Origin of the sequence: Streptomyces sp. NBC_00203 (assembly GCF_045206325.1) — a bacterium.
GTDB lineage: Bacteria > Actinomycetota > Actinomycetes > Streptomycetales > Streptomycetaceae > Streptomyces > Streptomyces lutosisoli.
Genome location: NZ_CP108126.1, coordinates 5,176,009 through 5,198,872 on the forward strand (window position 1 = coordinate 5,176,009; position 22,864 = coordinate 5,198,872).

General features: G+C 70.1%; 19 protein-coding genes and 2 tRNA genes. 5 read left to right on the forward strand and 16 right to left on the reverse strand.

Translation table 11 applies throughout. The features are described 5' to 3' along the window. Positions 1-336: 336 nt before the first annotated feature. From OG975_RS23240 to OG975_RS23290, 11 genes are all read right to left on the reverse strand, one after another. Positions 337-1,110, reverse strand: coding sequence for a TetR/AcrR family transcriptional regulator (locus OG975_RS23240; RefSeq protein WP_406331267.1), 774 nt, complete (start codon positions 1,108-1,110; stop codon positions 337-339). Positions 1,111-1,221: 111 nt separating this feature from the next. Beyond that, on the reverse strand, positions 1,222-2,745 hold the full coding sequence (locus tag OG975_RS23245) for an MFS transporter (RefSeq protein ID WP_406331269.1): 1,524 nt from the start codon (positions 2,743-2,745) through the stop codon (positions 1,222-1,224). Between the two features lie 113 nt (positions 2,746-2,858). Beyond that, the gene (locus OG975_RS23250) at positions 2,859-5,138 is read right to left on the reverse strand and encodes an ArnT family glycosyltransferase (protein WP_406331270.1); all 2,280 of its coding nucleotides are present in this window, start codon (positions 5,136-5,138) and stop codon (positions 2,859-2,861) included. Beyond that, positions 5,135-6,649, reverse strand: a complete 1,515-nt coding sequence (locus OG975_RS23255; RefSeq protein ID WP_406331271.1) for a glycosyltransferase — start codon at positions 6,647-6,649, stop codon at positions 5,135-5,137. Before OG975_RS23255 ends, OG975_RS23250 begins: the two co-directional genes overlap by 4 nt. Positions 6,650-6,663: 14 nt before the next feature. Next, a complete protein-coding gene (locus OG975_RS23260) occupies positions 6,664-8,280 on the reverse strand; it encodes an ATP-binding protein (RefSeq protein WP_406331272.1) in 1,617 nt (538 codons plus the stop codon). Then, complete coding sequence (locus tag OG975_RS23265) at positions 8,277-9,017, reverse strand: response regulator transcription factor (protein WP_327429970.1); 741 nt, start codon at positions 9,015-9,017, stop codon at positions 8,277-8,279. The genes OG975_RS23260 and OG975_RS23265 overlap by 4 nt, the downstream gene beginning before the upstream one ends. A gap of 124 nt (positions 9,018-9,141) precedes the next feature. After that, positions 9,142-10,068, reverse strand: a complete 927-nt coding sequence (locus OG975_RS23270) for an amidohydrolase family protein (protein WP_406331273.1) — start codon at positions 10,066-10,068, stop codon at positions 9,142-9,144. Further along, positions 10,061-10,438 (reverse strand): antibiotic biosynthesis monooxygenase family protein, encoded by a 378-nt coding sequence (locus tag OG975_RS23275; RefSeq protein WP_406331275.1) that lies wholly within the window; start codon positions 10,436-10,438, stop codon positions 10,061-10,063. The genes OG975_RS23270 and OG975_RS23275 overlap by 8 nt, the downstream gene beginning before the upstream one ends. A 138-nt stretch (positions 10,439-10,576) precedes the next feature. After that, positions 10,577-11,455 (reverse strand): DUF2797 domain-containing protein, encoded by an 879-nt coding sequence (locus tag OG975_RS23280; RefSeq protein ID WP_406331276.1) that lies wholly within the window; start codon positions 11,453-11,455, stop codon positions 10,577-10,579. Positions 11,456-11,641: 186 nt separating this feature from the next. Further along, a complete protein-coding gene (locus OG975_RS23285) occupies positions 11,642-12,598 on the reverse strand; it encodes a Bro-N domain-containing protein (protein ID WP_406331277.1) in 957 nt (318 codons plus the stop codon). Positions 12,599-12,740: 142 nt separating this feature from the next. Continuing rightward, positions 12,741-13,106: an HGxxPAAW family protein gene (locus OG975_RS23290; protein ID WP_406331279.1), complete on the reverse strand. Its 366-nt coding sequence runs from the start codon at positions 13,104-13,106 to the stop codon at positions 12,741-12,743. A 94-nt stretch (positions 13,107-13,200) separates the two neighbouring features. Here OG975_RS23290 and OG975_RS23295 point away from each other — a divergent pair, with 94 nt between their 5' ends. Beyond that, positions 13,201-13,707, forward strand: a complete 507-nt coding sequence (locus OG975_RS23295; RefSeq protein ID WP_406331280.1) for a MarR family winged helix-turn-helix transcriptional regulator — start codon at positions 13,201-13,203, stop codon at positions 13,705-13,707. Here OG975_RS23295 and OG975_RS23300 read toward each other — a convergent pair. Beyond that, positions 13,704-13,868, reverse strand: coding sequence for a hypothetical protein (locus tag OG975_RS23300; RefSeq protein ID WP_406331281.1), 165 nt, complete (start codon positions 13,866-13,868; stop codon positions 13,704-13,706). The genes OG975_RS23295 and OG975_RS23300 overlap by 4 nt on opposite strands. Positions 13,869-13,981: 113 nt before the next feature. On the opposite strand from OG975_RS23300, the gene OG975_RS23305 reads away from it, so the two are divergent. Further along, positions 13,982-14,965, forward strand: coding sequence for a tetratricopeptide repeat protein (locus tag OG975_RS23305; protein WP_406331282.1), 984 nt, complete (start codon positions 13,982-13,984; stop codon positions 14,963-14,965). A gap of 145 nt (positions 14,966-15,110) precedes the next feature. Continuing rightward, positions 15,111-15,476: a hypothetical protein gene (locus OG975_RS23310; RefSeq protein ID WP_406331283.1), complete on the forward strand. Its 366-nt coding sequence runs from the start codon at positions 15,111-15,113 to the stop codon at positions 15,474-15,476. 252 nt (positions 15,477-15,728) lie between these two features. On the opposite strand, the gene OG975_RS23315 is transcribed toward OG975_RS23310, so the two are convergent. From OG975_RS23315 to OG975_RS23325, 3 genes are all read right to left on the reverse strand, one after another. After that, a complete protein-coding gene (locus OG975_RS23315; protein WP_406331285.1) occupies positions 15,729-16,358 on the reverse strand; it encodes a lamin tail domain-containing protein in 630 nt (209 codons plus the stop codon). A 417-nt stretch (positions 16,359-16,775) separates the two neighbouring features. After that, positions 16,776-16,848 (reverse strand) — tRNA-Arg (locus tag OG975_RS23320). Between the two features lie 193 nt (positions 16,849-17,041). Further along, a tRNA-Ser gene (locus OG975_RS23325) sits at positions 17,042-17,132 on the reverse strand. A 198-nt stretch (positions 17,133-17,330) separates the two neighbouring features. Between OG975_RS23325 and OG975_RS23330 the strand changes: the two genes are divergently transcribed. Both OG975_RS23330 and OG975_RS23335 read left to right on the forward strand, forming a co-directional pair. Then, positions 17,331-17,825: an SSI family serine proteinase inhibitor gene (locus OG975_RS23330; RefSeq protein WP_406331287.1), complete on the forward strand. Its 495-nt coding sequence runs from the start codon at positions 17,331-17,333 to the stop codon at positions 17,823-17,825. Between the two features lie 278 nt (positions 17,826-18,103). Beyond that, a complete protein-coding gene (locus tag OG975_RS23335; RefSeq protein ID WP_406331288.1) occupies positions 18,104-22,183 on the forward strand; it encodes a PAS domain-containing protein in 4,080 nt (1,359 codons plus the stop codon). Between the two features lie 73 nt (positions 22,184-22,256). On the opposite strand, the gene OG975_RS23340 is transcribed toward OG975_RS23335, so the two are convergent. Further along, the gene (locus OG975_RS23340) at positions 22,257-22,841 is read right to left on the reverse strand and encodes a TetR family transcriptional regulator (protein WP_406331289.1); all 585 of its coding nucleotides are present in this window, start codon (positions 22,839-22,841) and stop codon (positions 22,257-22,259) included. Positions 22,842-22,864 lie beyond the last annotated feature (23 nt).

Here is a 22,864-nt window from a genome sequence, read left to right on the forward strand (position 1 = left end):
TCGACCCCGTGGGGGTGGGTGGGGTTGTGTGTCGGCTGCGGGACGGTGGGGGCTGGGCGCGCAGTTCCCCGCGCCCCTAAACAACTGCCGGTCCGCCCCAGGTTCTTTTAAGGGGCGCGGGGCTGTATCGATATGCGGCTCCGCCGCGTGGGCGCGACCAGCCCCCACCCACCCGCAGTGGCCCACGCACGGAAGGGGCCGTGCCGGTACGTCCAAAGGCCGTCGCTTACGTGGTTATGGCCTAGTTCCGCCGTGGCAGCAGACAGTAATGCCCACCGGCGACGGGCTGGACGTACCGGCACGGCCCCGACCCACAACGAACCCGCACGGGGACCCTCAACCGCGCGCCACCATCGTCTCGATCCCCGCGATCAGCATCTCCAGGGCGAAGCCGAAGTCCCGCTCTCGCATCTCCTCGACCGTGTCACCCCCACGCGCCTCCATCAGATCCGCCGCGCTCTCGAAGTTCGCCGCGAACTGCGGCTGTTCGCTGATGGTGCTCATGGCCTGGCGGAAGTACTCGTCCTGGGACATCCCCGCCGAGGCGCACCGCTGCACGAAGTGCCCCTCGATCGTGCCGAAGCCGTACACGAACTGGAACACCGCCGACAGCGCACCCATCTGCCCGTACGGCGGCAACCCCGTGTTGCGGACCACCTGCTGCACGCGGAGCGAGAACGCCATGGAGTGCGGCCCGATGTTCAGGAAGTTGCCGATGAGCGGCGACACCCAGGGGTGGCGCACCAACAGCGCCCGGTACCCGGTGGCCAGCGCGCGCAGCTGATCGCGCCAGTCCTCCCCCGACTCCGCGTCCGGCAGCTCCAGTTCACCGAACACCGCGTCGAGGGCTAGTTCGAGCAGGTCGTCCTTGGTGTCGACGTACCAGTACACGGACATCGCGGTGACGTTCAGCTCGGCGGCCAGCCGGCGCATGGAGAACTTCGCCAACCCCTCCGCGTCCAGCAACCGCACCGTGACCTCGGTGATCCGCTCCCGGTCGAGCCCCGACGGCTGCCCACCACCTCGAGCCGCACCGCCCCGGGGGGCCTTGCCCTCCAGCCAGACACTGGTCCGCGCCGGACGCTTGGCCCGGTCGGCTGCCCTCACCATGGCGCACCTTCCTAGGAACTCGGACTGCGGGTACGTGCTTCTGCGGGTACGTACTTCTGCGCGGCGGGCGGAATCCTCCGGTCCGCCCTCCTCGATGATGCTAAGCGGGCGCTACGCGGAGACCGCCACCGCGGAGTCTGCCCTCTCCGCCCGCCGCAGCAACGCCGCAGCCAGGAGTCCACCGAGAAGCACGGCGACCGCGCCCACCAACTGGCTGGTCTCCAGCCCCGACGAGAACGCGTCCGTGATCCGCCCCCGCTCCTGCGCCGACCGCGCCGAGCCGAGCGCCGCCGGCAACGAACTCGCCGCCACCGGAATCAGCGCCGCGAAGCGCGAGTTGAGGACCGCGCCGAGCACGGCCACCCCCAGCCCGTTGCCGAACTCGGCGAGCGTGCCGTTGATGCCCGCGCCGACGCCCGCCTTCTCCCGGGGAATCGCGCTCATGATGGCGTGCGCCATGGCGGGGTTGGCCACGGCACACCCCGCGCCGATGAGCAGCAGCCCGAGCAGCGTGCCCCCGTACCCGTGCGCGGCGAGCGTCGCGATGGACACCAGCCCCGCCGACATCAGCACCATGCCGAGCGCGATCGACACCGGCGTCCCGAGCTTCGCCGTCCACTTCGCGGACAGACCGGAGAAGTTCAGGGCGACGACCGACAGGGCGAGCGGCGCGGTCCGCAGCCCGGCCTCCAACGGCCCGTATCCCAGGACGAATTGGAGATGCTGAGTGAGCAGGAACAACGCACCGCCCATACCGAAGGTGATGAGCACCGCCCCCGCTACGGCCCCCGTGAACCGCCGGTCCCGGAAGAAGTGCAGATCGAGCATCGGATACGGAATCCGGCTTTCCCAGTACGCGAACACACCGAGTACCACCACGGCCACCCCCGCCGTGACCAGCACCCGCCCCGAAGCCCACCCGTGCTCGGGCCCCGAGATGATCGCGTACACGAGCGCGGTCATACCGACGGTGGAAAGCAGCGCGCCCAGCAGGTCGGGCCGGTCGCCCCGCGGATTCTTCGACTCGGGTACGAGCGCCACCACCGCGACGAGCCCCAGCGCCGCCACCGGCAGATTGACGAGGAAGATCGCCCCCCACCAGAAGTGGTTCAGCACGAAGCCGCCGAGGAGCGGTCCGGCCGCGAACCCGAGCGCGTTCACGGCACTCCAGATGCCGATGGCCTTCGGGTGCTCGTCGGGCGTGAAGATCTGCATGGCCACGGCGAGCGTGGTGGTGAGCAGTAGCGCACCCCCCACCCCCATCCCCGCCCGCGCGGCGATCAACTGCCCGGTGGAGCCCGCGAGTCCGGCCACCAGTGACCCGATCCCGAACAGCACCAGCCCCGCCACCAGCATCTTCTTGCGCCCGTAACGGTCGGCCGCGCTGCCCGCGGTGAGCAGCAGCCCGGACTGCACCAGCGAGTACGCGTTGATCATCCACTGGATGTCCGAGGTGGACGCGTCCAACTCCCGGGTGAGGGAGGGGATCGCGACGTTCAGGACGGTGTTGTCGAGCAGCACGGTGAGCTGCGCGAGACAGATGACGCCGAGGATCAGCCAGCGCTGGGGGTGTCCTTGGGGGGCAAGGGGACCTTGGGAGCCCCGGGGGCCTTGGGGTGTCGGCGTACTTGACATGCTGTACACCGTAGAACAGTTCCCATACGCCGTACAAGAAAGTATTGCGACACCCCGAACAGACCGATGGCCCGGAGCAAACGCTCCGGGCCATCACCCTCTGAAAGGAACCGTCAGCTGCTGGAGCTGCTGCTCGCCGCCTGCGTCAGGTCGTAGAACGTGGCCGAACCCACGGTCACCTTCTTGAAGTTGGCCGTCACCCACGAGCTGATCTGCGACGACGTACCGCTGCTGCTGCCGCCCATGCCGCCGCCCGAACCGCTGGAGATGAAGTAGTGGATCTTGCCGTCCGCCACGTACTTCTTGAACTGGGCCAGCGTCGGAGACGGGTCCGTGCCGTTGAAGCCGCCGATCGCCATCACGGGCTTGCCGGTGGCGAGCTGGTAACTCGCGGAGTTCTGGGAACCGATGGCCGCGGCCGCCCAGGTGTAGTCGTCCGCATTCTTCGACAGGAGCGCCTTGGCCTCGGAGGTGACGGTCGCGCCGTTGAGCAGACCGCCGACGCCGCCGCCACCGCCCATGCCGCCCTCGCCGGTCTGGCCGCCGGGGCCGCCCTGCTGGCCGTTCTGGGTGGTGCCGTTGCCCTGCTGGTTCTGACCGGGGAAGCCGCCCGTGCCACCGGTACCACCGGTGCCGCCGGTCGGAGGCTGCCCCATGCCGCCACCCTGCTGGGTGTTGCCGTTGCCGTTCTGAGTGGTGCCGTTCTGGCCCGGCATACCGCCGCCGAACCCACCACGGCCGCCACCGCCACCAGGACCGCCCCCGCCGCCCATCATGCTCGCCCCGGACGGACCGGCCGTGACGATGGACCCGGTGTGCCCGGTGTTCACGGTGGAGAGGGTGTACGCCGTCGGGCCCGCGACCGAGGCCACGAAGCTCAGCCCGACCGCAGCGAGCGCCAGTTGACGCCCCAGCCTGGCGGCGAAGATCAGGCCGAGCGCGCCGACCAGACCGCCGATGAGGACGAGCCACTTCAGCCAGGGCAGGTAGTCGGAGGTGCGGTTGAGCAGGACGTAACCCCAGGCCGCGGTGGCGGTGACCGCGCCCGCGAGGGTGAGCGACGCCCAGATCTTGCTCCGCTCCTCCCACAGGACCGTCGCGCCCATGCCGACGACGGCGGCGATGTAGGGGGCCAGCGCCACCGTGTAGTACTGGTGGAAGATGCCGGCCATGTAGCTGAAGACGACCATGGTCATCAGCAGCGCGCCGCCCCAGGCGAGGAACGAACCGCGGGCCAGGTCGGTCCGCTTGGCCTTGCGCGTGAGCACGAGGCCCGCCACGAGCAGGATCAGCGCGGCCGGCAGCAGCCACGCGATCTGGCTGCCGATCTCGGAGTTGAACATCCGGTTCCAGCCGGTCTCGCCCCACTGGCCGGTGCCACCGGCGCCGCCACCGCCGCCGACGCTGCCGGTCTCGTCGCCGTTGATGCGGCCGAGGCCGTTGTAGCCGAAGGTCAGCTCAAGGAAGGAGTTGTTCTGCGAGCCGCCGATGTACGGGCGGGAGGACGCGGGCCACAGCTCCACGATCGCGACCCACCAGCCGCCGGAGACGACCATCGCGACGGCCGAGAGGCCCAGCTGCGCGAACCGCTTCTTCAGCTTCACCGGCGCGCAGACCGCGTACAGCACGGCGAGCGGCGGAAGGATCAGGAAGGCCTGGAGGGTCTTCGCGAGGAAGGCGAAGCCGACCGCGACACCCGCCCAGACCAGCCACTTCGAACGGCCGTCCTCCAGGCCGCGGATCACGCAGTAGACCGTGACGGTCATCAGCAGCGCGAGCATCGCGTCCGGGTTGTTGAACCGGAACATCAGCGCGGCGACGGGGGTGAGCGCGAGCACCGCGCCCGCGATCAGACCGGCCGCGGGGCTGAAGCGGCGCCGGACGGCCGCGTACAGGACACCGACCGTGGCCACGCCCATGAGCACCTCGGGGACGAGGATCGCCCACGAGCTGAGGCCGAAGATCCGCACCGACAGGGCCATCGGCCACAGCGAGGCCGGGGGCTTGTCGACGGTGATGGCGTTGGCCGAGTCGAGCGAGCCGAAGAACATCGCCTTCCAGCTCTGACTGCCGGCCTGCACGGCCGCCGAGTAGAACGAGTTGGCGTACCCGGAGGCGCTCAGGTTGTACAGGTACAGCACCGCGGTGGCGAGCAGCAGGCCGAGGAAGGCGGGGCGCACCCAGCGCGGGTCCTCGGGCCGGCCGCGCCAGAAGCGGCGCGGGAGGGGCTGCTTGGGCTCACCGGAGCCGGGCGCCGGGACCGGGGCCACGGCGGCGGGCACGACCGGCTCCTGCAGAGCCGTCGACGTGGGAGGCCCCCACGAGGGACTGGCTCCCCCGGAGGGGCTCGCGCCCCCCTGAAGGCTCGTATCCGTATCGGGCTGAGTGGTCATCGCGCGTTCCTCGGATCGTGATCGTGATCGTGCGGGCGCACCGCCTGCAACTGCATGGTCGAGTCCCCCCAGGTGCGGTCCGCGGCTTCACCGGCGCGGAACTGGGCTGTGTCATACGTGTCGTACGAAGACTGCGGCGCCGTCGGGCGCTGGGGCAGCGGCGGGTGCGCTGCCTGAGCGTGCTGGGCGGCCGAGTGGTGCTGCGCCGTCGAGTAGGTCGGCGAGGCCGGGTTGTGCGAGGTCACCACCTGGGACGACGACGGCGTGTCGTCGCGCCGGTCGGGGAAGACCCAGGCCCGGAAGAGCAGGAACCGCAGCACCGTCGCCGCGAGGTTGGCGGCGATGAGGACCGCCAGCTCGGTGGAGTGCGAGGGGCTGGTCGTCGCCGCGTTCAGCGCGGCGAGCGAGCCGCTGGTGAGGGCGAGACCGATACCGAAGACGACCAGGCCCTGTGCCTGGTGCCGGACGGCGCCGCCCCGGCCGCGTACGCCGAAGGTCAGCCGCCGGTTGGCCGCCGTGTTGGCGACCGCCGACACGAGCAGGGCGAGTGCGTTGGCGACCTGCGAGCCCGAGAACGAGCGGAAGCCGCTGTAGAGCAGCAGGTAGAAGAGGGTGGACAGCGCGCCCACCACACAGAAGCCGACCAGCTGCCGGGCCAGGCCCTTGGGTACGTCGGTCAGGTCGCGGTCGCGCGGGTCGTCCCCGAAGGGCCGGGCGAGCCGGTCGAGCGCCAGCGAACCGGTGGCGAGAGCACGTCCCACCCGCCACACCCCCTTGAGGTCGTCCGTCGCGGTCTTCACGATGTGCACCGTCGAGTTCGGGTCGTCGACCCAGTCGACCGGCACCTCGTGGATGCGCAGTCCGGCGCGCTCGGCGAGCACCAGCATCTCGGTGTCGAAGAACCAGCCGGTGTCCTCGACCAGCGGCAGCAGCACCTGGGCGACATCACGGCGGATCGCCTTGAAGCCGCACTGCGCGTCCGAGAAGCGGGCCTGCAGCGAGCCGCGCAGGATCAGGTTGTACGTGCGGCTGATGAACTCCCGCTTGGCGCCGCGCACGACACGCGAGGAGCGGGACAGCCGCGAGCCGATCGCGAGGTCCGAGTGACCGGAGATCAGCGGCGCCACCAGCGGCAGCAGCGCGTTGAGGTCGGTGGACAGGTCCACGTCCATGTACGCGAGGATCGGCGCGTCCGAGGCGGACCACACCGTCCGCAGCGCCCGGCCGCGGCCCTTCTGCTCCAGCCGGAAGGATCTGACCTCCGGGATCTCCGACTCCAGCCGCGCGGCCACCTGAGGGGTGGTGTCCGTGGACGCGTTGTCCGCAACGGTGATGCGGAACGCGTACGGGAACGTGCGCTTGAGGTGCTCGTGCAGTCTGAGCACACATGGCTGGAGGTCCTTCTCCTCGTTGTAGACGGGGATCACTACGTCCAGGACAGGCGTACCGGCGTCTCCGGCCGGGAGGTGCTCCCGCGCCGGCAGATTGCCGGGAGAAGAGTCGGTTCGCATGCCAACGACTCTCGTCAGACGCCCTGTTGCACCCATGTGGTGGCGCTGTGCTGTGCCTGTGAGTGCGATTGCCAATTTGTTTCCGGGACAAGCGCAGGCAAATGCACGGTAAACACGGTCCTGCCCGGGATGCTGTCGACAGTCACGGCACCGCCGTGCGCGGACGCGACGGCCTGCACGATGGCGAGCCCCAGACCGGTCGATCCGGAGGCCCGGGAGCGCGAGGAATCACCGCGCGCGAACCGTTCGAAGACACGGGGGAGCAGATCCGCGGGGATACCCTGCCCGTCGTCCTGGACGTCCACGCACAGCCACGGCCCGTGCCGGTGGACGCGCGCGGTGACGGTCGTACCCGGTGGTGTGTGCGTGCGTGCGTTCGCGAACAGATTGACCAGCACCTGCTGGAGCCGTGCGGCGTCCGCCGACACCAGCGCGGGCTCCTCCGGCAGCTCCAGCCGCCAGTTGTGGTCCCGCCCGGCCGCGCGCGCGTCGCTGACGGCATCGATGACCAGGGGTACGAGGTCGGTCTGCTCGTACTGGAGCGGGCGGCCCGCGTCGAGCCGCGCGAGCAGCAGCAGGTCCTCCACGAGCCCCGTCATGCGCCCGGCCTCGGACTCGATCCGCCCGAGGGCGTGCCGGGTGTCGGGCCCGGTCTCTTCCCTGCCGCGCCTGGTGAGCTCGGCGTACCCGCGGATGGAGGCCAGCGGCGTACGCAGCTCATGACTGGCGTCGGCGACGAACTGCCGTACGCGCATCTCGCTCTGCTGGCGTGCGTGCAGGGCGCCGTGGATGTGGTCGAGCATGCGGTTGAGGGCCGCGCCGACCTGGCCGACCTCGGTGTGCGGATCGGCCTCGGACTCGGGAACCCGCTCGTAAAGGGTGACTTCCCCACTGTGCAGGGGGAGTTCGGAGACGCGGGTGGCGGTGGCGGCGACCTTGCGCAGCGGGCGCAGGGCGACACCGACGAGGACGCTGCCCGCGATGCCGGCCGCGATCAGACCGGCGGCGGTGACGCTCACCTCGACGATGACGAGGGTGTTGATGGTGTTGGTGACGGACGCGGTGGGGAGGGCGACGTAGAAGTTGCCCTTGCCGCCTTCCTGGTACAGGACGCGGTACTCGCCGAGGCCGGGAATGTCCACGGTGTGGATACCGGTCTTGGACACGGAACCGAGCACGGCCTTCTGGGCCGCGTTGAGGTTCTTGCTGTCCATGCCGCCGAAGCCGCCGCTGTCGTCCGTCTTCTCCTTGGAGTAGACCGCCTTGGTGATCCCGCCGTTCTCCACGACGGCGGCGATGGACTTCTCCGGGCTCGGGCCCTTCGTAATGAAGTCGAAGGTGTCGATCGTCGAGCTGGGGTCGCCGATCTTCCCGGGGAGCGGGCTGGAGCCCGACTGGCTGGTACCCCCGGGCTTGTTGTTCGGGCCTCCGGTCGCGCGCATGGCGGCCTCGTGCACCTGGATGTTCAACTGCTCGTCCAGGTGGTTCTGCAGCGCGATGGTCGTGACCGTACCGATCACTGCGCAGACCACGGCGATCAGCGTGACCGCCGAGACGACGAGCCGCGTCCGCAGCGTGCGCGGCTGTCGTGCTCGCCTCTTCTGCGTACGCGGCCGTCGTCGCCCGCTCATGAGGCGGCGGGCTTGATCAGATAACCGGCCCCACGCCGGGTGTGGATCATCGGCTCGCGCCCGGCGTCGATCTTGCGGCGCAGATAAGAGATGTAGAGCTCGACCACGTTGGCCTGGCCACCGAAGTCGTAGGACCACACGCGGTCGAGTATCTGTGCCTTGCTGAGCACCCGGCGCGGATTGCGCATCAGGAAGCGCAGCAGCTCGAACTCGGTCGCGGTGAGGTGGATGTTCTCGCCGGCCCGCGACACCTCGTGGCTGTCCTCGTCGAGGGTGAGGTCCCCGACGACGAGCACGGAGTCGGAACGCCGGTCGGCGGCACCGGAACGGCGGATGAGCCCACGCAGTCGGGCCACGACCTCTTCGAGGCTGAACGGCTTGGTGACGTAGTCGTCGCCGCCGGCGGTCAGGCCCGCGATGCGGTCCTCGACGGCGTCCTTGGCGGTCAGGAACAGCACCGGTACTTCGGGCAGCTCGCGACGCAGCCGGCCCAGGACGGTCAGCCCGTCCATGTCGGGCAGCATCATGTCGAGGACGACAGCGTCGGGGCGGAACTCGCGCGCGGTCTGCACCGCACCCTGTCCGTCACCCGCGCTGCGGATCTGCCAGCCTTCATAGCGGAGGGCCATGGAGAGCAGTTCGGTGATCGACAGCTCGTCGTCCACCACAAGCACTCGGACGGGGCTCCCGTCCGGCCTCAGCAGTTCGGTGCGCCCCTGGGGCGAGGTCGTGGTCATAGCGGACACCTTGACCGGGTCCTCTGAGAGCACGCTTTCGGGAACCTGTGATTTCCCTGAGAAACACACAGGTGCCTCTCAGGCAACTCCTTGGAAGATCATCAAGTGTCCGGGGCTGAGCGGTTCAGTGGTTGATCTTGAAGAGGCGTGCGCCGTTCTCGAAGCAGACCGCCCGGAGCCAGTCGTCCCCCAACCCGAGCCGCTCCAGGGCGTGCAGCTGGTGCGCGTACGGATACGGGATGTTCGGGAAGTCGGTGCCGAGGAGGACCCGGTCGCCAAGATCCGCGAGCCGGGGAAGAGCGCGCCGGGGGAGCGGGGCGAACCGCTCGCTGAAGTCCGTGAACGCCATCGTCGTGTCGAGCCGCACCTCCCCGTACCTCTCGGCGAGGTCGAGGAAGTCCTCGTACTCCGGCATCCCCATATGTGCGACGACGAGCCGCAGCCGGGGATGCCGGGCGAGTACGGCGGCGACCGGACCGGGCCCGGTGTGCTTGCCGGGCGAGGGCCCGGACCCGCAGTGCATCACGACGGGGACCCCGGCTTCGGCGAGCAGCCCCCACACCGGATCGAGGAGCGGATCCCCCGGGTCGTACGCCCCCACCTGCACATGCGCCTTGAAGACCCGCGCCCCCTCGTCCACCGCCGCACGCACATACGCCTCGACGCCCGGCTCGGGAAAGAGGGTCGCCGTGTGCAGGCAGTCGGGGGTCCGCCGGGCGAAGTCGACGGCCCACGAGTTGAGCCACTGGGCCATGCCGGCCTTGTGCGGGTAGAGCATGGCGGTGAAGGCCCGCACCCCGAACTCCCTGATCACCGCGAGCCGTTCGTCCTCGTCCCCGCGATAGGTGATCGGCCACTCGACGCCGCCCGTCAGCGGCCCGAGCCCGTCGAAGTAGTCCCACACCTTGCGCAGCACCCGCTCGGGCATGAAGTGCGTGTGCACGTCGACAAGCCCGGGAAGCCCAAGCCGCTCCCAGAACCCCCGGACCTCCGCCGCCTCAGCCTTCCCAGCCTTCTCCGCCTTCTCCACCTTCTCCACTTTCTCAGCCACGGGCACGCTCGAATCCGTGACTGTGCTCGACCTTGGCGATGTGGAGGGTGTAGCGCTCGTACCAGTGGGCGCGCCCGTACTTCTTCGCCGCCTGGTGCTCCATGTGGTGGCGCCACTCGTCGATAGAGGCCTCGTCCCGGAAGTAGGCGATGGTGATCCCGAGCCCACCGGGCATACGGGCCGCGTCCTCCCCGAGGAACCCGGGAATCTCCTTGACCAGCTCGCCCATGCGCTCGGCGGTCTCGTCGTATCCGTTGTCGCCCTCCGTCCGCACGGAGGTGAACACGACGGCGTAGTACGGGGGTTCATGGGCCGCGACGGGTTCGGCGACAGGTGCGGCAGCGACAGGTGCAATGAAGTGATCGCTCATGTCCGCCACTCTCGGCTCGGGTGCCCGGGCACGTCCAGCACCTTTCCGAACGGGATCCAAAAGGGATCGAAGTCTTGACCATTCCGCCCTGCCGGAAGAGACCTTTTCCGGCACGCCGCAAAGAGACCGTCCCACCTGCTAGAAGAGCCCGTCCTGCACACTGCGCTCCCCCATCTCCCTCATCTCCCTTACAGGAACGGTCAGTCCGGCCTCACCGCCGACACCGGTCAGCTCCCACCCGGTCATCAGCCGCGTATCAAGAACGACAACACCCCTCCCGGTCGCGAGGTGCAGATCGGGCCCGGCGGCAGCACACAGCTCACCACTGACCACACCGCCCGCGGCCAACTCGCTCACGACACCCGCCACGGCGGGTATCCCTGCCAGCCCGAACACGTCGGTGTGGTCGACGGGCTCGAACGGCGCGCGCCGGAGCGACTCGGGCCAGGCATCGAGCCGCCCCACGCGCGCGTGCAACTCCTCAATCTCGGCCACCCGCTCGCCGGGCCCCGGCAGCGCCGCCCGCACGGCCCGCTTGCCGGCGTACGGAATCCGATCCGGCACCTTGAGCGCGGCCCGCAGCAACTCCTCCGCCCGCCGCGCTGCCATCAAGGGCCCCTCCCCCAGCCAGCTGAAGGTGACGGCCCCCTGCTCCAGCAGCCGCACGGACCCCCGCTCGACCCGGGTGATCCCCACCTTCACCATGCCGGGCCCGAACCACGCGAGATACACGTGGTACGGCCGCGGGTCATCGGCGATCGTGTCGGCGGCCACGGAGTGCGCCCGGTCCAGCCGCGCACACTCTTCGCACCGCGCCCCGGTACTCCGCCCCGACACGGCGGCCCGCACAGGGCAGTCGTGCCCCCGCGCCCCTACACACGTCCGCACACCCCCGTCCACCACGCCGAACGCCACCTGCTTCCCCCAGGCCAGCGGGCTCCGGCGCCCCCCGCCCCACACGAGCACGGGCCCGTCCGACGCCCACCGCAACCCCGAACATCTCCATGCCTGCCGCACACCAATGACAATAGGGGGCGGCACTGACAGCGGGCCTGACCAGCGATGTTGCACGAACCGTCTACTCCATAGACGGTTCGTGCAACATCGCCGCACCAAGCCAAGCAGTCCGGTACCGTACGGCGAAGCCCGAAGTCGCAACTTCGTTTTGCGACTTCGGGCTTCTCTCATGGTGCTCCTACGGCACTACGGCAGCACGTACACCGGCGCCCCCTCCGGCGTGCAGCCCTGCTGCCGCATGCAGCCCCGCTTGAGCAGCATCCGTACGCAGTCATAGACACGCGACTGCGCCAGCCCCGTTCGGCCGGCAATCTCCTCCAGGCGGTAACGAGCACCGCCCCGCAGCAGCGCCGGAGCCAGGTAGGCCGCCACCGCGTGGATGTCGTCCGTGACGACGAGGTTCTTCTCCCGCCAGGCGGCGAGGAGCTCCTGGGGCGTCAGCTTCGGTGCGGGAGCGGGCCGGGGACGGGCGGCAGGGTGAGCCAGAGCGTCGGCGATCTGTTGCAACGCGCTGGCGATCACGGTTTGGCTGAGGCTGATCTCCTGCTGACTGCGGCTGATCTCCCGCAACAGCTCGCCGCGCTCCTCCTGGAAGGCGAGCAGCATCTCGTCGGCCCGTACGTTCCGCTCTTCGAGCCGCACGATGGCGTCGGCGACCTGCTGGGGCATGACGTATGCGGTGCCGCCGCTGGGGGCGGGCTGCACGGGCGCCGGTTCGAGGGAGTAGGAGCCATCGCGATGGACGGTCTCGATGACCTCGGAGACCCAGTTCTTGAAGGGTTCCGCCTCCGGCTTCGAGCACCCGTTGACGAGCTGGATGAGACCCTGCAGGCTCACCATCTTCATGGTTGAGCGAAACCCGTGACCTGCGATATTGCGCGTTGCGTCGCTCTGACCGACGCAGCGCGCAATATCGCCGAACGTTGTTACATGCTGTTGCGAGACCGCGCTCTGCACTGCGTCACGGGTGTTGGCGTAGCCGAGGTTCAGGGCCACATCCATCGCCGGAAACCAGTGCGTCCCATCCGGCAACGTAAGCCTCCGCACCCGCGCCCCCGTAGCCGCGAACACGAAGTCATTGATGTCGATCGCGTCCTGCCGCTGCACCGCCGACTCGTCCGGCGGCGTGTTCTGCTCGTACATCGAGCATCACCTCCGCTCCGGAAATTAGGCACACGGAAGGTCAACTCGGGGCGATAGCAAGGATGTTCACCCGATAGGTGACGGAGGTATCGATTCTGCCCCTGACGAGGAAGAACGGCGGGGAAGAACGACGACGAAGACCTCAGCCGACAGACTCGCCCACCGGCTCACCCCTGCCCGACTCCCCAGCCACCCGTACCGGAATCTCCGCAGGCCGCCCCCGCCCCGCCAGCCGGCACCCGACGCACCCGGGATGCCCGTCCCGCGCCGTGAGGTCCTTGACCCGCAACCCCCACTGCGAGGCGGGCCGGCGCCCCGGCGGCTTGCCCCAGCCGGAGAGGTGCAGCGCCCAGGTGACCGCGGCGCCGATCGCCACGACAGCCAGCCCGCCCCACACCCCCAGGGCGTTCCCGGTGCAGACACCGACACCGATTCCCGCCACTCCTACCGTGGCGATCCCGAACCCGGTCCACCCCGCAATGGTGTGCCCCTCGTCCCACTGGCTCATCTCCAGCCCCCTCGTAAGACAACGACTAGACTCACAACCCCTCACTACCTAAGAAATTCAGCACCGAAACCTCTCACGTACTAAGGGAATATCGATGCAGCAGGGCGGCACACCGCGCTCGCGGCCCCACCCGCGCCCACCCGCGACACCGGCACAGGCGCTCTCCGCCATGGACCACCTCATCGCGGCGAGCATGTTCGGCCAGCAGGAGATGGCCCAGCGGCTGAACCTGAACGTCAGCGACCTCACGTGCTTCGGGTTCGTCCTGGAGGCCGGCGACACCCTGCTCACGGCCGGCGACCTCGCGGAGCGCGCGCATGTGACGACCGGTGCCGTCACGGGCATCCTCAACCGCCTCGAACGCGCCGGCTACGTCACCCGCCGCCCCGACCCCACGGACCGCCGCCGCGTCCGTATCGCCGCGCAACCGGCCGCCGTCACCCGCGTCCTGGCCCTCTACGAGCCCTACTACGCCCGCCTGACCGAACTCTTCGCCGAGTACACCCCTGCCGAAGTCGCCGTCCTGCACGACTGGTTCACCCGCACGGGCAAGCTGATGAGCGAGTACCGGGAAGAGCTCCGCACACAGAGGCCGGCCTAGTAGGGGTTCCGATGGGCGAACGCCCACGTGAAGATCCCAAAGGCGATCACCATCAGCAGAAATCCGGCGAGAAGGACCCAGCGGAAGAACGCCCAGTCCATCTTCCCCCGCTCAAAGGGGTCTTCGTAGTCGACTCCACCGATGTCGTCACGCTCACTCACCCCCTTCTCGCCCAGCCGCTGCTGTCCGCCCCCGAACTCAAAGAGGCCCGGATCTCATCCGGGGCCTCTCACCTATGTGCACTCGGCAGTTTGGCCATGGATATTCTCTGGCGATGTCGAATCAGTCAGTGGCGGCCGGCGTCAGTCTCGCTCGTGTGATGGCGCACTGCGGCGGAAGTCCGGTCGGCGCCGTGGAGTTCCTGGTGGGGGCGATAGCCTCCGCGCCGGCGGCCCCGGAAGCCTATGCGGCCCTCGCCGACCTGTGGCGGGACCGGCGCTCGGAGCTGGAGGCGGGTCTCGAAGGGAACGGCTCCTTGAGCGCTGTGCTGGCGCAGGCGTACTTCCTGTTCCTCAAGGGGGACATGGATGACGCGGTGATGACCCTCGGTTCGGTCACGGGCGCACGGCCGGACGTTCCGTGGGGCGCTGCCCCATGGTTCGGCGATGCGCGTTTCCTCGACGCGGTGAGTGCCGAGGCACTGGCGGAGGCGTGTCTGCGGACGTTGGACTACGGCCACGACCTGGACACCGACGAGATGCGTGAACGGTTCGCGCCCTGGTTTCACACCATCGACGTGGTGTCCGAACGGAGTCCGGTGCCGGAATCGCTCGCTGCCATGGCCCGACTGCCCCGGGCCTGCGGACGCTACGAGCTCTCTTTCGCCCTCTGCGACCGCGCCGATACCGTCGACCGGGTCATGTGGACCGCGGTCGCGCGCGCGAACACCTGGCGGGCGATGGGCGACCTCGACCAGGCTGCGGAGGCCTTCGAAGACGCCCTGACCCTGGACCCCGCCAACTGGTCCCTCTACCTGGACCTGGCCGACGTGCGTGCCGAGCAGGGCGACTTCGCCGCAGCTGTGGCCCTCGTCGAACAGGGTCTGCAACACGAACCGCAGGAAGTCTCCCTGCGCGCCGCCGGTGCCGCGTATCGCACGCGCCTGTCCGGCTCCTCCGACGACCTGCGGGCCCTGATCGCCACGGCGCCGGAGCTCGCGAACACCGCCTACCGGGACCTGCTGATCGACTATGCGTGCGCGGGGCCGGGGCTGCCCGGGAACCTCCTGGCCAAGGCCCGCCGTATCCGCAAGAACTGAACACGCACCTGCGCAAGGGCTGTCGTGGGGCGGAGCCGAAACTCCGCGACCGCCGACGGCCGACGGCCGACCACGATCGTCGCCCTGCCGGCCGCCCCGACGGCCCCCTGCCATCGGTCCTCGGGGCTCATGCCAGCATGATCTCGTGGAAACCGTTGACCCGGATAACCCGCTCCAGCTGCTGATGGGTGCGGAGGTGAGTGCCGTGCACTTCGTACGTGATTACGTCGAGCTGCATTTTGACGGACCGGTCCTGCGGGCCTTGAGTGATCCATTCGGCCTGTACGACGACCGCGAGTGGCGCTTCCCTGAACCGGGATCGCTGGACCTCATGCACGGCTACATCGGCAAAACGGTCGACGGCTATGAACTGGATCCGGACCGGATCCTCGCCCTGGACTTCGGCGAGCACCGATTCGCCATCCCTCTGGACGATGACTCTCGGGTGGGCCCTGAGGCGGCCCACTTCCTCGGCCCTGATGGCGTCGTCGGAGGGATGTGGATCTGGTGACGAGGGCGAATCAAGCCTGCGATTGATGGTGGCGCCGGTCGCTGCAACCTGAACCGCTCCTTCGAGGTGCTGAGCACCCGTGCCGGCCCCCGCAAGGCAGGGCCGCTGCCACTGATCGGTACCAAGCCCCGAAAGCCAAGCTGCCGACCTCCGCACGGAAGGCCAGCAGCTTGACGACGTCGTCCGGGTGGGCGGAAGCGATCCTCATGGAGGCTCGTTCTCGCTTCGGACGGTCAGGCGGGCCGGGGGGAATCAGCGGCGGTAGCCGCGGTGGTCGCGGTCACCGTGGTAGCCGCCCCGGTGGTCGCGGTCACGGTCGCCACCGCGGTAGTCGTGGTCGCGGTCACGGTCGCCACCGCGGTAGTCGCGGTCGCGGTCACCGTGGTAGCCGCCCCGGTGGTCGCGGTCACCGCGGTCGCGGTCACGGTCGCCCCAGGAGAAGTCGTCGACGAAGCGGCCGTGGTCGTTGCGCAGGGTGGCCGTGTCGGAGTGGTCGTCCAGGAACTCGTGGCGACGGTCCTGGAACAGGTCGCTACGACTGTCACGGCCCTCGCCGGTGTGGACGCGGACGGTGGCCCGTCCGGCCAGGCGGTAGTAGTGGAAGGTGTAGGTGTGGCCGTCCTCGTCGGCCAGCGTCCACCCGTCCAGGTTCACGCCGTGGCGGCTGTTGTTGGTGATCTCCACCCACTCCTTGTTCAGGGAGCGGTTCGTGTCGTGGTTGCGGCCCGGGACGTCGTACTGGACGTCACTGATCTCCACGTTCGACCAGTGCTGGCTGTGGACGGCAGCGGAAGCCGGCAGCGTCACCGCCCCGACCAGGGCGCCGGCTGCGAGCGCGGCGGCGGCCAGACTGCGGGCGGTTACGATCTTGGAAACAGGCACAGGTTCTCCCTGCTCGGTGCACGCACAACCCCGCCTGCGGCCAGTCGGCCGACGGGGTGTGCGGTGTGCTGGTGGCGACCGGTCGGCCGCACGTCCACACCGTGGTCCCGATGTGCCGGTAATGCGGATGAGGCGTGAACTACGTTACGAATCACGCACATTACTGTGACTCTCCCGTGTATCACCCATTTATGAACCATATGCACCAGTTTGACGCCTCGGCACGACGGCGGCCCGTGCGCCCGTTGACCCCGGACATTCGCCACCCTTGCCACGCCACCCCACCAACGCGTGCGACGCCCACCGAAAGTGAGTAACAAGAGCAGCTGCCCGGCCAACGCCTCAAGACAGGCCGGCTGCCGTCAAGACAAAAGCCAGAGGCCCTGAGGATTGCTCCTCAGGGCCTCTGGCTTGTTGTGCACTCGGCAGGATTCGAACCTGCAACCTTCTGATCCGTAGTCAGATGCTCTATCCGTTAAGCTACGAGTGCTTGTTTTGTTTTTGTCCTGCTGTCCCGTTCCCTGGGCTTTCGGCCCGCTCGCGGCGACAGGAAGAACATTACATGACTGCCGCCGCCATGTGAAATCCGTTTGCCGCACCCCTTGTGAGCTGGGCAAACGCACTCCAGTGCCGAGTAACGCCGAAGCCCCGGTCCAGATGGACCGGGGCTTCGGATCTTGGCGCGGAGGCGGAGGGATTTGAACCCTCGATGGGCTTGAAGGCCCAAACCGCATTAGCAGTGCGGCGCCATAGACCGGACTAGGCGACGCCTCCCGCACAACCGCCCGCGCGAGCGCGAGTGGTGCGTGCAGATGATGACACAGTCGAGCGCGGTGTCACCAATCGCCCCCTACGGTACTAGGCAGGCGGGCCGCAGAGCAAAGCCCGGATTCGGCGGGAGGCGGGAGGCTGGTGGTGGCCAGTGGCCGGATCGTCGCGCAACCGCGCGGTGCGCGTGGCGTTAGTCAGGGCATGTTGCGCCATCTCGTTCTCACCGTCGCCGCGTCCGCCACCGCCGCGCTGTCCGCCGTGCCCGCCGCGTCCGGCGCGCCCATGTCTGGCGCGCCCATGTCCGGCACCCCTATGCCCCGCACCCCCATCTCCGCCCTGATGCCCCCGCCGGCCCGCGACGAGGACTCCGGGGACCGGCTGACCGTGACCGTCCGCGGCATGGGAAACGGTGCGGACGGGACGTACGAACGGCGGTGTCATCCCGGTGGCGGCAGTCACCCGGATGTGGACGGGGCCTGTCAGCAGCTGGACGGGAAGACCACCTGGGGCAAGGACCCGTTCGGTCCGGTGGCGCCGGGCACCATGTGCACGATGCTGTACGGCGGTCCGGCCACCGCGCATGTCACGGGGACCTGGGCGGGGCGCCCCGTGGACGCGCGGTTCGACCGAACGAACGGGTGCGAGATCTCGCGGTGGGACGCGCTGGTGCCGCTGCTGCCGGGCACCCGCGCATAGCGAGCACAGAGTGAGACGGGGCAGGACAGAGAGGGAAGACGGGAGGAGGACAGAGTGGAGTCACGGCTTCCTCATCGTGATGCGGGACAAAGTGCGTGGTCACAGGTTCTACGTCTCTTCTGCGTCCTTTCCGCGTCACTTCCGCGTGCGACCTCCCTCTCATCCGGCGTCGCGAGCGCAACCTCTGCCCGTAGACTCCCTCGCGTGACACGCTGCGGGCCGGTTGGCAAGATGGCATCCGCGGTCGGCAAGGTGCGGTAACAGGGAGGAAGCGTCTCGTGAGCAGCAGGCCATCCCGAGGCGCTGCTCGCCTCGCAGCCATACTGGACGCGCTGCCCGATGCGTTGGTGCTGGTCAACGCCAATGGGACCGTCGTCAACGCCAACACCATCGCCCTGGAGGCCTTCGAGGCCCCGGGCACGGCTCTGGTGGGCCGGGGACTGCTCGATCTGCTGCCGCAGTTCGACTCCCGGCTGATCCCGGGTTCCATGCGGCGGCCCGAGACCATCGACCAGAGCGGGCGGACCAAGCCGACCCGGATGATCGCGCGGCGGACCGACGGGACCGAGTTCCCGGTCGAGGTCACCAGTGCGAATCTCGAGAACGGCCAGCAGGCCTACGACAGCTACGGCCCCACCCCTGACGAGCTGCTCATGCTCGTCGTACGCGATCTGTCGGGCACCGTCGACACCGAGGCCGAACTCGCGCGTTCGCAACGCCAGACCGAGATGATCCTGCGCGCGGCGGCCGAGGGTGTCGTCGGGACGGACACCGAGGGGCGGGTTGTTCTGGTCAATCCGGCGGCCGCTCAGATACTCGGATACCGGGCCAGCGATCTCGGCGGCCAGGACCTGCACTCCCTCATCCTTCACTCGCGCGCGGACGGCGACGAGTTCGCGTTCGAGGAGTCGCCGCTCGCCGACACCCTGCGCTCCGGGCGCAAGCACCGGGTGCGCGGGCAGGTGCTGTGGTCGAAGTCCGGGGACAAGGTGCCGGTCGACCTGACGACCGCGCCGGTGCGGGACGGGGACCAGCTCGTCGGCGCCGTCATGACCTTCACCGACCGGCGGCCGTACGACACCCTGGCCGAGGAGAAGGACGCCGAGGCCACCCGGCACGCCGACGAGCTCGCCCGGATCGCCGACGAGCATGCCGAGGAGCTCAAGGCGCTGCGCGAGGCGCACGCGGCCGAGCTGGCCGAGGTGAGCGAGCAGCACGAGGAGGAACTCGCCGCCGGCGACGAGCGGTACGCGGCGCTCGGCGAGCGCGAGAAGGACCGCTACGAGGCGCTGACCGCGCGGCACGAGCAGCTGCTCGCCGTGCTCAGCCAGTCCCTGCGCGGACCGCTCGACCAGCTGCGCGGCGAACTCTCCAAGCTCGCCGCCGACGACGCCGGACAGCTGTGGCCCGAGGCCAACCAGGTGCTCCACCACCTCGCGGCCGGCTACTCGCGGATCACCACGCTCGTCGACAACGTCCTCGGCTATCAGCGGCTGGATTCGGGCGCGGAGGAGATCACCCGTACGAAGGTGATGCTCGACGCGGTCGTCGCCGCCGGTGTCGACGGGGCCGTCGAACTCATCGGGCCCGGGCGCGTCCAGTTCGCCGTGCACGCGCCGCCCATCGAGGCCGAGGTCGACCCGAAGCGGCTCGCGAACGCCCTCGCGCATCTCATCGCCGATGTGGCAGGGGTCGACGCGACCGGCAACGCGCCCGTGTCGGCGGGCGGTTACATGGACAACACGGTCGTCGTGGCCGCCGCGCAGCGCGGTGAGGGCGTCCGTATCGAGGTGCGCGGGCCGTACGCCGGGGGAGACCCGGTGCACGAGCCGATCGTGCGCGGGATCGTGCGCGCGCACGGCGGTGTGCTGCAGACGCACGAGGTGCCGGGCATGAGCGGCAGCGCGTTCGTGCTGGAGGTGCCGATCGGCGGGGGCGCCGGGACGGTTCCGGCCACCGCGGCCGCGGACGCTCCCGGTTCCGAGGTCGCCCTTCCCGAGCAGGCCTCGCACCAGAGCGGCGGCAGGCGGCGGGCCCGGCGGTCCTCCGTGGACGCCTTCCTGGAGAGCGAGGTGGCGGGGGAGTCCGAGCCCGCGGCCACCGAGACCGGCGGAGCCGCTCCCACGGGGCGGCGTCGGCGGCGTACGGCCGATGAGCAGAACCCCGGCGAGGTGACGGTTCCCGCGCAGGGGTCCGCGGTCGAAGGCCCGGGTGACGGCGGTGACTCCGGCGGTACCGGACGGCGGCGCGGACGGCCGAGTCCGGCCGAGGACGCGGGCGACGGTACGACGGGTGACATGACCGGCGAAGCGACCGGTGACGGCACCGGCGGTGTCTCCGAGGGCGCGGTCGTCATGGCGGGCGAGCACGCGGCCGGGACCGCGGCCGTGGGCACGGGGCTTGGCGGGACGGTGCCTCCGCAGGGGGTGCCGGTGCCCGCCGGGCGGCGTGCGCTGCGGGACGGCGAACAGCACGCGCTGCCGGCGGCGTTGCCCGCAGCACCCAGTGCGCCCGTCGCCCCGGAGGCGCAGGGGATGCAGGACGCCGGTGGCTCCGCGGACGCGGGGCAGCCGACCGGGCGGCGTCGGCGTGCGCTGGCCGCCGCGGCCGAGCGTGCCGCCGCGCAGGAGACGGGCGCCCGTACGGTGTTCGCGCTGCCGCCCGCGGAGGCGGACCAGTCACCCGAGTACGTCCAGGCCCAGGCTCAGGCGCAGGCCCAAGTCCAGGCCCAGGCCCGGGCTCAGCTCCAGCAGGCCGACGACGGCCGTCATGACACGATGCTGCACGACCCGGCCGACGATCACACCCCGCCGCAGCCGCACCCCGTCTCCAACCCGACGGGACGGCGGCGCGCCCGCCTGGCCCCAGGTCAGCCGGATACGGCGGGGACAACGGGCACAACGGGGACAGCAGGGACACCCGCGCAGGGTGTTCCAGCGCAGGCGGTTCCGGCACAGAGTGTTCCCGCGCAGGCACCGCAGCCCCCTGCCGCCGCCCAGGCCACCCCGGCCCCTGCCCAAGCCCTGCCTCCGCAGCCGTGGCCGAACGCCAACACCACCAACACCAACGACACTTCCGGCGCGGGCACTCCGGCCCCCGCACAGCCGGTGGCCCCGGCGCAGCCCGCGCCGAGCGCTCCCGCCGCGGCTCAGCCCACCCCCGCCCCGGGCACCCCGCTCCCCCCTGAGCTCCCGGCGAAGCCGCGCGTCGCTCAGCCGCTGCCCGCCGAGGCCGCCGCACCGGTCGACCCCAACTCGACGCAGGGCCGTGCCATAAGCGTGCGTACGCTCGGCCAGGGCGTCCCGTTCGCCCGCCAGCCCGGCGCCCAGGTTCAGCCCCAGTCCGCCACGCCTCCCCCGCACCAGACGAACGGTGGGGGCCGCCGCCGCAAGCTCGGTACGCCTCCCGAGCCCGCCGCCGAGCGCCCGGAGACGGACGCCCGTCCGCACCCGCAGGCCGGCCAGACCGCCGCGGCGCCCGGGGCCCGGCTGCCCGGAGCCACCGAAGGCGCCGGACGGTCGTACGCCATAGGAGCACCGGACGAGAACGCCGCCGAGGGCCCCGAGCCGCTCGACGGTCCCGGCGGCGCGGTCGAGGTCGCCGACCAGCCGCAGCCGCAGCCCCTGGACGACGAGCTGCCCCCGGAGCCGCTGGACAACCCGCGGCGGCTGCTCGTGTGGCCGGCGCCCGACGTCACCACCCAGCAGGCGCTGAGCGACCGCGGCTACCGGCCCGTCATCGTGCACTCGCGCGAGGAGGTCGACGCGCAGATCGCCGCCTTCCCGGCCGCGCTCTTCGTCGACCCGCTGACCGGGCCGATCACGCGCACGGCGCTCCAGTCGCTGCGCCAGGCGGCCGTCGCGGCCGAGGTCCCCGTCCTCGTGACGGCCGGGCTCGGACAGGCGACGCGCGAGGCGGCGTACGGCGCCGATCCCGCCGTACTCCTGAAGGCCCTGGCGCCCCGGGACTCCGAGCAGCACCCGCCGCGCGTGCTGCTCATCGAGGAGCACGCGGAGATCGCGCTGGCGCTGACCGCGACGCTGGAGCGGCGCGGGATGCAGGTCGCGCGGGCGTCGACCGACGCGGACGCCGTCACGCTGGCCTCGCAGATGCGGCCGAACCTGGTCGTGATGGATCTGATGCAGGTACGGCGCCGGCACGCCGGAATCGTGGACTGGCTGCGCGCGAACGGGCAGTTGAACCGCACGCCGCTCGTCGTCTACACGGCCGCCGTCGACCGGACCGAACTGCCGCGCCTGGCCGCGGGGGAGACGGTGCTGTTCCTCGCCGAGCGCTCGACCAGCGTCGAGGTGCAGGACCGGATCGTCGACCTGTTGGCACGCATCGGCACCAACTAGGCCCGGTCGACCAGGCCTGGTCAACCGGGTCCGGACGACCCCGGGCCCGGCCGGCCAGGCCCGTCCCAGGGGCTTACCGGGCGGTGAGCCGTCGTGCCGCCGCCCGGACCGAGGCCCGTACCCGCTCGCTGTCCGTGTCTTCTCCGCCGACCAGGATGCGCCGCATCTGCGGCACGGCCGTGGACCAGCCCGCGAGCGCGAGCAGCATGAACAGCAGGTCGTTGGGCGGGATCTCGTCGCTGATGACACCGCGGGCCTGCGCGTCGGCGATGGCGGCGGTCTTGCGGGCGTAGTGCTCCTGGCGCTCGGCCTCGTCGGGGAGTTCGGCCGTGGCGTACTCGATGCCCTCCCAGAAGAAGAGCCGTAGCAGTTCGGGATGGGCGGCGTGGTAGTCCATCACCCGGTCCATCCAGCCCTCGATGTCGTCGCCGTCGACGGGGAGCGCTATGGCGAGGTCGAGCATCCGCTTCTCCAGGACGTGCGCGAACAGCTCCGCCTTGTTGCCGAAGTAGGCGTAGATCAGCTGCTTGTTCGCCTTGGCCTCGGCCGCGATGCGGTCGATGCGGGCGCCCGCGATGCCGTACCGGGCGAATTCGCCGACCGCCGCCTCGAAGATCCGGGCCTTGGTGGCCTCGGGGTCCCTGACTTTCGCTGCCATGCGGACAGGTTAGCGGAATAAGT